The 12,463-nt window shown below is 72.8% G+C and carries 8 protein-coding genes; 3 read left to right on the top strand and 5 right to left on the bottom strand.

Annotated elements, in window-relative coordinates; genetic code table 11:
- Positions 1 to 51: 51 nt before the first annotated feature.
- Positions 52 to 1,254: a helix-turn-helix domain-containing protein gene (locus ACZ4N5_RS31950; RefSeq protein ID WP_467760511.1), complete on the top strand. Its 1,203-nt coding sequence runs from the start codon at positions 52 to 54 to the stop codon at positions 1,252 to 1,254.
- 76 nt (positions 1,255 to 1,330) lie between these two features.
- Here the strand turns inward: ACZ4N5_RS31950 and sucD are convergent, their stop codons facing one another.
- The 5 genes from sucD to ACZ4N5_RS31925 form a co-directional block, all read right to left on the bottom strand.
- The gene (gene sucD, locus ACZ4N5_RS31945) at positions 1,331 to 2,215 is read right to left on the bottom strand and encodes a succinate--CoA ligase subunit alpha (RefSeq protein ID WP_467760510.1); all 885 of its coding nucleotides are present in this window, start codon (positions 2,213 to 2,215) and stop codon (positions 1,331 to 1,333) included.
- Between the two features lie 20 nt (positions 2,216 to 2,235).
- Positions 2,236 to 3,414: an ADP-forming succinate--CoA ligase subunit beta gene (gene sucC, locus ACZ4N5_RS31940; protein WP_351133701.1), complete on the bottom strand. Its 1,179-nt coding sequence runs from the start codon at positions 3,412 to 3,414 to the stop codon at positions 2,236 to 2,238.
- A 526-nt stretch (positions 3,415 to 3,940) separates the two neighbouring features.
- The gene (locus tag ACZ4N5_RS31935; RefSeq protein ID WP_467760509.1) at positions 3,941 to 5,113 is read right to left on the bottom strand and encodes a VWA domain-containing protein; all 1,173 of its coding nucleotides are present in this window, start codon (positions 5,111 to 5,113) and stop codon (positions 3,941 to 3,943) included.
- A complete protein-coding gene (locus ACZ4N5_RS31930) occupies positions 5,110 to 7,950 on the bottom strand; it encodes a DUF5682 family protein (protein WP_467760508.1) in 2,841 nt (946 codons plus the stop codon). The genes ACZ4N5_RS31935 and ACZ4N5_RS31930 overlap by 4 nt, the downstream gene beginning before the upstream one ends.
- Positions 7,947 to 9,092, bottom strand: coding sequence for an ATP-binding protein (locus tag ACZ4N5_RS31925; RefSeq protein ID WP_467760507.1), 1,146 nt, complete (start codon positions 9,090 to 9,092; stop codon positions 7,947 to 7,949). Before ACZ4N5_RS31925 ends, ACZ4N5_RS31930 begins: the two co-directional genes overlap by 4 nt.
- Positions 9,093 to 9,224: 132 nt before the next feature.
- Between ACZ4N5_RS31925 and ACZ4N5_RS31920 the strand changes: the two genes are divergently transcribed.
- On the top strand, positions 9,225 to 10,580 hold the full coding sequence (locus tag ACZ4N5_RS31920; RefSeq protein ID WP_467760506.1) for an SWIM zinc finger family protein: 1,356 nt from the start codon (positions 9,225 to 9,227) through the stop codon (positions 10,578 to 10,580).
- Positions 10,581 to 10,641: 61 nt separating this feature from the next.
- A complete protein-coding gene (locus tag ACZ4N5_RS31915; protein WP_467760505.1) occupies positions 10,642 to 12,261 on the top strand; it encodes a DUF5691 domain-containing protein in 1,620 nt (539 codons plus the stop codon).
- The last annotated feature ends 202 nt before the right edge of the window (positions 12,262 to 12,463 follow it).

The raw sequence follows: 12,463 nt of genomic DNA, 5'->3' as shown, positions 1-12,463 counted from the left end.
ATATGCAGTTATGTACTTTTTCGTACGAAGGGGCACCCTGGGGGATCCGACATGACACAGAGCCCCGCCACCCCGCTGCCGGCGCCCAAGGAGCGCCGCCGTCTGCGCGAGGACCGGTCGCTGACCCAGGCCGACGTGGCCGGCCGGCTCGGCGTCAGCCGGGCGACGGTGCGCTCGTGGGAGACCGGCCGCTCGACGCCGCGCGGCCGCAAGCGGGAAGCGTACGCGAGGCTGCTCACCGCCGAGCCGGCCCACACCCGGGCCGAGGTGAGCGCCCGTCAGGAGGAGATCACTCCCGAGCTGGTGGGAGCGCGGACCGGGGCGGGGACGCGTACGGGGACGGCCCGTGACGCCCGGTCCGCCGATCACGGGGAGCGGGCCGCCGTGGGCAGGAAGCGTTCCGCCCGGGCCAGGGAGCTGCTCGCGGAGGACGGGGACTCCGATCCCACCGAGCCGTCATTGACGCCCGCTCAGGCCTTCGACGCGCTCTACGCGTTCTGCGCTCCCGCCCTCGTACGACAGACCTATCTGCTGACCGGGCGGCGCGAACTGGCCCGCGAGTCCGTGGAACGCGCGTTCCAACAGGCCTGGTACCGCTGGCCCGAGGTCGCCGTGGACCGGGACCCGGCCGGATGGGTGCGCGCGACGGCCTACGAGTACGCGCTCTCCCCCTGGCATCGGCTGCGCCCGCGCTACCGGCACCCGGAGGCGCCGCCCGCCGGCGCCGCCGACCGCGCGCTGCTCGACGTACTCCTCGAACTGCCGCCCGTGTACCGGCGCACCCTGCTGCTGTACGACGGTGTCGGGCTCGGGCTGCCGGAGACGGCGGCCGAGACGGAGGCGAGCACGCCCGCGGCGGCCAACCGGGTGCTGCACGCGCGCGAGGCCGTCGCCGCACGGCTCCCGGAGCTGGCGTCGCCGGAGGATCTGCACTGGCGGCTCGCCGAACTCGCGAGCGCGGAGCGGCTGCGCGCGGCGAAGCCCCGCACGGTCCGCTGGTACGGAGAGCGCCGGGCCCAGCAGTGGACCCACGCGGCCATCGCCTTCACGGTCCTGCTGATCGGGGTGACCGCCCTGACCCTGCGCACGGCCCCGGACCACTACGAGGCCCCTCTCTCCCCGCCGGAGACCATCCACGGCCTGCCGCCCCGGGCCGCCCCCGGGCCGCTCTCCGCGGCGGAGCTGAGGCTCCGCGCCAGGCTGAGGTCCCAAGAGGTGAGCGGACCCGAGCGGATGGTTCCGGAGATCCGCTGACGTCCGGGGCGGGGAACGCCGGTGGGCCCGCACCCCCAAAGGGTGCGGGCCCACCGGCGTTGGGTCGAGCGACAGCTCAGCCCGCGAGGATCTCGCGCGCGAGCTTGGCCGTCTCGGTCGGCGTCTTGCCGACCTTGACGCCCGCGGCCTCGAGGGCCTCCTTCTTCGCGGCGGCCGTGCCGGAGGAGCCGGAGACGATGGCGCCGGCGTGGCCCATGGTCTTGCCCTCGGGCGCGGTGAAGCCGGCGACGTAGCCGACGACCGGCTTCGTCACGTTCTTCGCGATGAAGTCCGCCGCACGCTCCTCGGCGTCGCCGCCGATCTCGCCGATCATGACGATCAGGTCGGTGTCGGGGTCGGCCTCGAACGCGGCGAGCGCGTCGATGTGCGTCGTACCGATGACCGGGTCGCCACCGATGCCGACGGCGGACGAGAAGCCGATGTCACGGAGCTCGTACATCATCTGGTACGTCAGCGTGCCGGACTTCGAGACCAGGCCGATGCGGCCCGGCTTCGTGATGTCGCCCGGGATGATGCCGGCGTTGGACTGACCAGGGGTGATGAGACCGGGGCAGTTCGGGCCGATGATGCGGGTCTTGTTGCCCTTCGCCTTCGCGTACGCCCAGAAGGCGGCGGAGTCGTGGACGGCGATGCCCTCGGTGATGACGACCGCGAGGGGGATCTCCGCGTCGATCGCCTCGACGACGGCGGCCTTGGCGAAGGCCGGCGGCACGAAGAGGACGGACACGTTGGCGCCGGTCTTCTCCATGGCCTCGGCGACCGTGCCGAAGACGGGGATCTCATTGCCGTCGATGTCGACGGACGTGCCCGCCTTGCGCGGGTTCACACCACCGACGATGTTCGTGCCGTCGGACAGCATGAGCTTGGTGTGCTTCATGCCCGTGGCACCGGTCATGCCCTGGACGATGACCTTGCTGTCCTTGTTGAGGAAGATAGCCATGGCTGTTTAGTCCCTCTTCCTTACTTCGCAGCCGCGAGCTCGGCGGCCTTGTCGGCCGCGCCGTCCATGGTGTCCACACGCTGGACCAGCGGGTGGTTGGCGTCCGACAGGATCCTGCGACCCAGCTCGGCGTTGTTGCCGTCCAGACGCACGACGAGCGGCTTGGTGACTTCCTCGCCCTTGTCGGCGAGCAGCTGCAGCGCCTGGACGATGCCGTTGGCGACCTCGTCACAGGCGGTGATGCCACCGAAGACGTTGACGAAGACGGACTTGACGTCCGGGTCGCCCAGGATGATCTCCAGGCCGTTCGCCATGACCGCGGCGGAGGCGCCGCCGCCGATGTCGAGGAAGTTGGCCGGCTTCACGCCACCGTGGTTCTCACCGGCGTACGCGACGACGTCCAGGGTGCTCATGACGAGACCCGCGCCGTTGCCGATGATGCCGACCTCACCGTCGAGCTTGACGTAGTTGAGGTTCTTGGCCTTGGCGGCGGCCTCGAGCGGGTTGGCCGACTCCTTGTCCTCGAGCGCGGCGTGGTCCGGCTGACGGAACTCGGCGTTCTCGTCCAGCGACACCTTGCCGTCAAGGGCGATGACCTTGCCGGAGGCGACCTTGGCGAGCGGGTTCACCTCGACGAGGAGGGCGTCCTCCTTGATGAAGGTGTCCCACAGCGTCACCAGGATCTCGGCGACCTGCTCGGCCACCTCGGCCGGGAACTTCGCCTGGGCGACGATCTCGCGGGCCTTCTCGATCGACACGCCTTCGTTGGCGTCGACCGGCACCTTCGCGAGGGCGTCGGGGTTCTCCTCCGCGACGACCTCGATCTCCACGCCGCCCTGAACGGACGCCATGGCGAGGAAGGTGCGGTTCGTGCGGTCGAGGAGGTACGAAACGTAGTACTCCTCGATGATCTCGGGCGCGGTCTCGGCGATCATCACCTTGTGGACCGTGTGGCCCTTGATGTCCATACCGAGAATGTCCGTCGCGCGGGCGACGGCCTCGTCCGGGGTGGCGGCAAGCTTGACGCCGCCGGCCTTGCCGCGGCCACCGACCTTCACCTGGGCCTTGACGACGGACTTGCCGCCAAGACGCTCGGTCGCCTCGCGGGCTGCCTCAGGCGTGTCAATGACTTCACCGGCCAGCACCGGTACACCGTGCTTGGCGAAGAGGTCCCTCGCCTGGTACTCGAACAGGTCCACGCGCGTCCGTCCCTATCAGTGATCTCGCGGTTCGTTGGATGCGTGGGCGTGCCGCGAAGGGCAACGTGACGTCCGCTGTCACAAGGGTGGCGCACACGGTGTCCGAGCGCGCGGCATGTCCGTCTCGCAGGTTATCGCCGAGGGACGTGGGTCCCTAAATCGCAGATCACACCTCAGCGGTGATACCTGTCACAGAACGGGCCCGGATAGGCCCTCACCAGGCCGGGGATTACCTGGGGAGGCCCCTCTGAGCAGCCGCTGAGGGCCATCCGCGGGTGGTCCCCATCCCCCATGGGGACCACCCGGCCCTGGCGCAGAGGTCCGGTCGGGTGGATCCGCCGGCAATCGGCCGTCCGGGTCCATGAGCCCACGGAAGCGCGATCGTCTGCCGTCCGGACGAAGACCGATGAACCCCCCAGTCCGGCTTCCCTGCCCCCTGTCCCGCTCTCCCTCCGTGTCCCTGTGTCCCTGTGCCCCTGTGCCCCTGTCCGGATCCGTGTCCGGATCCATGTCCTTTCGATCCCTCTCACCTGGTGTCCGGTATCGGAAGCGGTCGTTTCTCGATCGCCGCGGCCATGACCTCGGGAAACAGGTCGGGTGTACAGGCGAACGCCGGCGCGTCGAGCGCCGCGAGCGCCGCCGCGTGCTCACGGTCGTACGCGGGCGCCCCCTCGTCGGACAGCGCGAGCAGCGTCACGAACTGCACCCCCGACGCCTTCATCGCCGCGACCCGCTTCAGCATCTCGTTGCGTATCCCGCCTTCGTACAGGTCGCTGATGAGGACGACGACCGTGTCGGCCGGCCTGGTGATCTGCGACTGGCAGTACGCAAGTGCCCGGTTGATGTCCGTGCCGCCGCCGAGCTGGGTGCCGAAGAGGACGTCGACCGGGTCGTCGAGCTGGTCGGTGAGATCGACGACGGCCGTGTCGAAGACGACGAGCCGGGTGGCGATGGACCGCATCGACGCGAGCACGGCACCGAACACGGAGGCGTAGACGACGGACGCCGCCATCGACCCCGACTGGTCGATGCAGAGGATGACCTCCTTCTTCACCGACTGCGAGGCACGTCCGTAACCGATCAGCCGCTCGGGCACGATCGTGCGGTACTCGGGCAGGTAGTGCTTCAGGTTGGCCGCGATCGTGCGGTTCCAGTCGATGTCGTGGTGGCGGGGTCTGCTGATCCGGGCGCTGCGGTCGAGGGCGCCGGTGAGCGTGGCCCGGGTGCGCGTGGCAAGCCGCTTCTCCAAGTCCTCCACGACCTTGCGCACCACGGCCCGCGCGGTCTCCTTCGTCGTCTCCGGCATGGCCTTGTTGAGGGACAGGAGGGTGCCCACCAGGTGCACGTCGGCCTCCACCGCCTCCAGCATCTCGGGCTCCAGGAGCAGGGCGGAGAGCCCGAGCCGGTCGATGGCGTCGCGTTGCATCACCTGTACTACGGAGGAGGGGAAGTAGGTCCGGATGTCGCCGAGCCAGCGCGCGACCGACGGCGCCGACGCCCCGAGCCCCGCCGAGCGGTCCCGCCCCGACTGCCCCTTGCTTCCGTTGCTCCCCCTGCCGTAGAGCGCGCCCAGCGCCCCGTCCATGGCGGCGTCCTGTCCGGAGAGCACGCATCCGGTGCCGTCCGCCTCGTCGCCGCCGAGCACCAGCCGCCATCGCCGCAGCCGCTCGTCGCCGGCACCCACCGCTGCCTCGGTCATGGAGCCACCCTCACCAGATCGTTGTCGTTGCCGTGACGCGTCCGGTCGGCCCCGTCCCCGCCGCCCGTCCGGTGGTCCGCGTCCTCGCCGTCGCCCTCGGTGTCGCTGTCGCTGTCGCCGGATTCACCCAGCCCCAGCAGCAGGCTCAGCAACGGAAGTACGGCGTCCGCGCGCCCGGTGTCGAGGTCGGGGGCGAACCCGGGTATGCCGGAGCCGGAGCCGGTGACCTCGGCAGGCGTCCGCAGCGCCGGGCCGCGCCGGACCAGTTCGCCCAGCGTCCTGCGCACGCCCGTCTCGTACGCCGAGAACGTCCGGCGCAACAGCGGCAGCACATCGGTGAACGCCTCCGTCGGCACCCCGGTCAGCCACGCGTCCACCAGCCCGAGCAGCCGCTCGTCGTGCACCAGCAGCATGCCGCCGCCGGAGCCGCCCCCGACGAACCCCTCGATCCACGCGGCCGCGTCCGCCGGCTCGGTCCCCGGCGACAGCACGAGCCCCATGAGCCGCGCGGCCTCCTCCTGCGCCAGCTCCCCTTCGTCGAGGAGCAGCCGGACCGCCCGCCCCCTGACCACCCCCGGCACGGTGTCCCGCGCGGCGAGCACCCGCAGCACGGAGTGCCAGCGCCCGCGGATGCCGGCCTGAGCTCCGTTGCCGGGCGAAGCTGCCCCCTCGGTCGCCTCCCCCAGCATTCCCACCGCCCCGTGCACGGCGTCCACGTGGCGGCGCATCTCCTCGGCCGCGTCGCTGTCGAGGGCGGCGCAGGCCGGGGGGAGACCGACGAAGACGCGCTCGGCGAGGCCGGCCGCGACATCGGCGAGGGCTTGGGTGTCCGTGCCGCGTACGTCGCCGTAGCGCAGGGAGCGGACGAGTGCGGGCAGGGCCTGTGCGAGGTGGCCCACGTCCGCGTCGAGCGCGGCCCGGTCGGCGAGCACCCGCATCACCACGGGCAGCGCGTCCGGGAGTTCGGCGAGGAGGCAGCGCTCGGCCAGCGCCGTGACATCGGCCAGTGAAGGCGCGCCGACGGCATCCGCCTCGGCCTTGGCCGTCGCGGCGGCCGGAACCGTCGTGCCCCACACACCGGCCTCGGCGACCCGCACCGACAGCTCCGGCTCCCAGCGGAGCCGCCAGGTCTCCCGGAAGGTGCCCGTGCTGCCACGGGACGTCGCGGGCTCGCCCCACGCGATACCCAGGAGCCGCAACCGGTGCAACAGCGTGCTGCGCCCCGCGTCCGTCTCCTTGCGCAGGTCGAGCTCCATGTCCCGCTCCAGCGCCTCGGGCTTGAGGCGCAGCCGCCGCTGCGACCGCGTGAGGTCCCGCTGCAACGGCACCGCCGGGGCGGACTCCGGCACCTCCCCCAGCACATCCCCGACCACGAGCCGGTCGCGCACCAGCGCCAGGGGGACGTCCGAGCCCTCGCACATCACGGCCCGGACGGCGTCGGTGGTCTCGGTCAGTCCGGGGTGCGGGCGACCGCGCATCGCGGCGAGCGTGTCGGCCAGCCGCACGGCCTCGATGACGTGGGCCGACGACACGCCCCGGTCCTCGTCGCGCAGCAGCCGGGCCACCTTGGTCATCCACCGCGCGACCGGGCGGTCGGGGGCGCTGAACAGATGCCCGTACCAGCCGGGCGAGTCGATGCCCGCCCCGTACCCGCTGACCCGGGAGAGCCGGCGGTGCGTCCAGGGCACCCACGTCAGGTCGACCTTGGCCTTGGGCAGGCCCTTGAGGAGTGCCCGGTCGGCGCCGACCGTGGTCCGCTGTCGCAGCGCGGGCACGTGCCAGGCCCCGCACACCACGGCCACGTCGTCCCCGAACTCCCGCTGCGCCGCCCGGATCTGGAGCCGCATGTACGCCTCGCGCACCAGGTCCCGGTCGTGTCCACCGACCCCGAACGCCTCGCGCAGCGCCCCCATCGCCTCTTCCAGCGCGGCGAAGGGCGCGAACGGATCGCCCGCCGTCCCGGCCCGGTGCTCGACCACGTCCTCCCACCAGCGCTCCGGGTCGTCGTGACCGGCCGCCTCGGCGAGCACCGCGAGGGGATCGATCCGCACAACCGCCGCGTCGAGGGGACGGTCGGTATCACCGCCCGCGCCCGGCCGCCCGGGATCTCCCGCCGGCCCGGAATCACCTGCCGGTCCGCAATCACCTGCCAGACCGGACTCACCTGCCGGACCGTGGTCTCCTCCCGGACCGGAATCACCCCGCGCCTCGCGGTCTCCTCCCTGGCCGGAATCACCCCGCGCCTCGGGGTCTCCTCCCTGGCCGGGATCACCCCGCGCCCCGGGGTCACTTGCCGCCCCGTGGTCTCCTCCTCGGCCGGAATCACCTGCCGGCCCGGGGCCTTCTCCCTGCTCCGGGTCTCTTCCCGGGCCCGACGCGTCGGGGTTCCCGGGCGGGGCCGGGGCCGTGGAAGGGCTGCCTCCCGGCGCGTCGCGCTCCGGGTCCGCCTCTTCCTTCCCCCAGGCCAGGGTGTGGGCCGCCGGAAGGTCGATGAAACGGGCCGCTGCTCCGTGTTCCAGAGCCCACCGGATCGCCACCCATTCCGGCGAGAACTCGGCCAGCGGCCAGAAGGCCGAGTGACCGGGCTCGTCCACGACATGGGCGAGGAGCGCCACGGGGGGCCGCATGTCCTTGTCGGCGGCCAGCGGGACGAGCGCGTCCGCCTCGGGCGGCCCCTCGATCAGTACGACCCGTGGAGCCGCCGCCTCCAGCGCGGCCCGCACGGCCCGCGCCGACCCGGGTCCGTGATGCCGCACACCGAGCAGCAGCGGCCCCGCGCCCCGGACGGTCACCCCGTCCTCCGGCACGGGCGGCCCGGCGTCCCGCTCCGCGCTCATGCGCTCACCTCGCGGCAGGCACGGTAGAAGTCCTTCCACCCGTCACGCTCGCGGACGACCGCTTCCAGGTACTCCTGCCAGATGACGCGGTCGGCCGCCGGGTCGCGTACGACGGCGCCGAGGATGCCGGCGGCGACGTCGCTCGCCCGCAGGACGCCGTCGCCGAAGTGGGCGGCCAGCGCAAGGCCGTTGGTGACGACGGAGATCGCCTCGGCCGTGGACAACGTGCCGCTGGGCGACTTCAGTTTCGTCCGCCCGTCGGCCGTGATCCCGTCGCGCAGCTCCCGGAAGACGGTGACGACGCGACGGATCTCCTCGACGCCTTCGGGCACGGCGGGCAGGTCGAGGGAGCGGCCGATCTGGTCGACCCGGCGCGAGACGATGTCGACCTCGGCTTCGGCGCTCTCCGGCAGCGGCAGCACCACCGTGTTGAAGCGGCGGCGCAGCGCGCTGGAGAGTTCATTGACCCCGCGGTCGCGGTCGTTGGCCGTGGCGATCAGGTTGAAGCCGCGGACGGCCTGCACTTCCTGGCCCAATTCCGGTATCGGCAAGGTCTTTTCGGAGAGAATCGTGATCAGGCTGTCCTGCACGTCCGCGGGGACGCGGGTCAGTTCCTCGACGCGGGCCGTCATGCCCTCGGCCATGGCCCGCATGACGGGGCTCGGCACGAGCGCGTCCCGGCTGGGCCCGTGCGCGAGCAGCTGCGCGTAGTTCCAGCCGTACCGGATGGCCTCCTCCGGCGTGCCGGCCGTGCCCTGCACCAGCAGCGTCGAGTCGCCGCTGACCGCGGCGGCCAGGTGCTCGGACACCCAGGTCTTCGCGGTGCCGGGCACTCCGAGCAGGAGCAGCGCCCGGTCGGTGGCGAGGGTGGTGACGGCGACCTCGACGATGCGGCGCGGCCCCACATATTTGGGGGTGATCACTGTGCCGTCCGGCAGTGTGCCGCCCAGCAGATAGGTGGCCACGGCCCAGGGCGACAGCAGCCAGCGTTCCGGGCGGGGCCGGTCGTCCTGCGCGGCGAGCGCGGCGAGTTCGGCGGCGAAGGCGTGCTCGGCGTGCGGCCGCAGCACCTCGCTCGGCCGACTCGGCCCCCTCTCCCCCGCGGGTGTGTGAACGGACGTCGGTTCAACGGACACGGTCATGGCTCGGTCCCCCTCCAGCTCGGCCGGTTCGGATCTGGTTCCACCGTGCACCACGCCACTGACAATGCCCCCTGACCTGCGCGAATACGCTCGCAAGGTCGATTGTCAGTGGTGGGACCTACCTTCGATGGCATGACACAGCAGGCGGTGCGCTGGACGGCGGATCAGGTGCTGGCACTGGCGCCTGACGTCGCGTCACGCAAGGCGGGGAGCAAGCTCGGCGCGGCCGGCCCGTGGTCGGAAGCGGGCAGTACTGAGGAGGGGACGGTATGGGGACTGTGCAGGGGAAGTGGCAGCAAGCCGTATCAGACGGTCATCGACATCGCGGACTCGACGGGTCCCGCTTACAAGTGCAGTTGCCCGAGCCGGAAGTTCCCGTGCAAGCACGCGCTGGGGCTGCTGTTGCTCTGGGCGGGCACGGACGGCGCGGTGCCGTCCGGGCAGGCGCCGGAGTGGGCCGCCCAGTGGCTGGAGGGAAGACGCAAGCGCGCCGAGGGCCGGAATGCGGCGGGCGGGGGATCTGGAGCTTCTTCGCCGGGTGATCCCGAGGCGGCGCGGCGCCGGGCGGAGCGGCGGGCCGAGCGGATCACCGCGGGGGCGGGCGAGTTGGAGCAGCGACTGGCGGACTTGCTGCGCGGCGGGCTCGCCTCCGCCGAGCGGGCGGGGTACGGGCTGTGGGAGGAGACGGCGGCCCGGATGGTCGACGCGCAGGCACCCGGTCTGGCGGCGCGTGTCAGGGAGTTGGGCGCGATCCCCTCGTCGGGACCGGGCTGGCCGGTGCGACTGCTGGAGGAGTGCGCGCTGCTCCACCTCCTCGACCAGGGCTGGCTGCGGCGCGAGCGACTGCCGGACGGACTGGCCGCGACGGTCCGTTCCCGCATCGGGCTGTCCGGCTCGGCGGACGGCCCGCCGGTGCGCGACCGCTGGCTGGTCCTCGCGCAGTACGACACGGCGGACGCCCGGCTCACGACGCGCAGGATCTGGCTGTACGGCGCGGAGTCCGGCCGCACCGCCCTGCTCCTCTCCTACGGCGCTGCCGGCCGGGCACCCGAGCTGGCGCTTCCGGTGGGGCTGGCCTTCGAGGCGGAGCTGTCCGCCTACCCGGGCGCCGGTCAGCTGCGGGCGGCGCTGGGCGAGCGGTTCACTCCTCCGGCGCCCGCGGCGATACGGCCGACGGGACTGACCACGCCCGAGGCCGCCGCCCGTTACGGAGAGGCCCTGCGCGCCGACCCGTGGCTGGACTCCTACCCGGTCACCCTGGAGCGGGTCGTCCCGATCCCGGACGGCGATTCATGGCAACTCGCCGACGCCGATGGCGAGTTGGCGCTTCCCCTCAGTCCTTCTTCGCGGTCCCGCCCTGATCTGTGGCGTCTGGTCGCCCTGTCCGGCGGCGCACCGGTCACGGTTTTCGGCGAGTGCGGCCACCGCGGCTTCACTCCCCTGACGGCATGGCCGCAGGGCGAGTGCGAGGCGGTGCCCCTGTGCTGACCGCCGTCATGACCCTCGTCCCCACGCTCGTGCTGATGCCCTCCGTACGCAAAGGACGCTCATGAACACGACCTCGGCTTCGGCGGGCGCGCCCCTCGGCGGTTCCTGGGAGGAGCTCGTCACCGTGGCGCTGCTCGGGACCGAGCGACGTACGCCCCCGGGGACCCACCCTGGGCAGGCTCCGGTGGCGCTGCTGGACGCGGCCGCCGTGGAGACCGTGCGCAGGAGGGCCGGAATACGGCCGGCCCGGGCGGCGGTCCGTCCGGAGCCCGCGGCGCCGGACACGCGGACCGCGCTGCCGCCCGCCGCGGCCCGCAGACTGGCGACGCTGCTGGCGGACCGCCCCGGCACGGGCGGCGGCGGGCGCAGAGGGGCGGCGCCCGATCTCATGGAGCTGCTGCCCCAGTGGCTGAGCCTGGCGAACGCGCGCGGATTCGCCGCACCCCCGCAGACCCTTCCGGCGCTTCTCGACGCGGCCCGGGGGCGCACGGACCTGCGCCCCGCGGCGCTGGCCTTCGCCGGACCGCGGGCACTGTGGCTGGCCCGGCTGAACCCCGAGTGGCGATTCGCGCTGCGCTCCTCGCCCGGCGGCGGCGCCGCGCTGCCGGAACCGGAGGAGGCCGATCACGTACAACGACTGTGGCAGGAAGGGCTGTTCGCCGAGCGGGTCGCGCTGCTGGCGGCGGTGCGGGCCAAGGATCCGTCCGCCGCGCGCGAGTTGCTGGTCACGACCTGGACGACGGAGCGGGCCGAGGATCGGCTGATGTTCCTCGACTCCCTGCGGTCCGGACTGTGCGCCGAGGACGAACCGTTCCTCGAGCGGGCCCTGGCCGACCGCAGCCGCAATGTACGGGCGACGGCTGCCGAGTTGCTGTCCGCGCTGCCGGGTTCCGCGCTCGCCGCTCGGATGGCGGCCAGGGCCGTCTCGTGCGTGGCCGTCGACCGTACGCGCGACACCCCCGTGATCGTGGTCGAGGCACCGCACGAGTGCGACGCTGCGATGGAGCGGGACGGGGTGGTGCCGAAACCCCCGGCCGGTCGAGGTGAACGGTCGTGGTGGCTGGGCCAGTTGGTCGAAGCGGCACCGCTCGGGACCTGGCGGGAGCGGCTCGGTGGGCGTTCGCCGGAAGAGATGGTGACGCTGCCCGTTGCGGACGACTGGCAGGGGGAGCTGCACGCGGCGTGGTGCCGGGCGGCGGTGCGTCAGCGCGATCCCGGGTGGTCGCGGGCGCTCCTCGGGGCACCCTCCGCTCCGGAGGCCGGGGGACCGGGGGCGGTGTCCCTGGCCGAGCGGGCCAAGCTGCTCGCCACTCTGGGCGCCGGGGAGCGGGCGGACTGGGTGGCCGGGTTCATCGCAACGCACGGGCTGTCCGAGGCGTTCCAACTGCTCGGAGTGTGCGCGGTGCCCTGGGCCGGGGGCCTCGGGCGGGCGGTGGTCGACGCGCTCGACATCGCGCGGGACGCGGGGAGCTATCCGTGGAGCTTCAGCGGGGTCATGGGGCTGGCCGAGCGCTGCCTCGACCCCGCCGAGGCGGCGCGACTCGACGGCCTCACCTCGGTCCCCGACGAGTCGGAGCACGCGGCACCGGGGGCCGGCGGCTACTGGGCCGAGGCGTTCCAGCGACTCGTGACGACCTTGCGACTGAGGGCAACCATGTCCGCCGAGCTCACGGCGCCATGAGCTCCCGCCCGCCGCCCCGCACCCGAGCGGCGCATCCCACCCCGTCCGCGGCCACGGCCGGCACGGCATGGCGCCCCGCACAGCACCCCGGCCCGGCTGCATGCCGACCCGCACAACACCCCCGCTCCTCGGATACCGGAGAACCAGGAGCGCCCCGAGAACCCCGAGAGCACGGAGAGCACGGAGAGCACAGTGAGCCCGA

Source organism: Streptomyces sp. NPDC026500 (assembly GCF_055567635.1).
The sequence above is the reverse complement of the archived record's forward strand: the minus strand, read 5'-3'. Positions and strand labels throughout refer to the sequence as shown.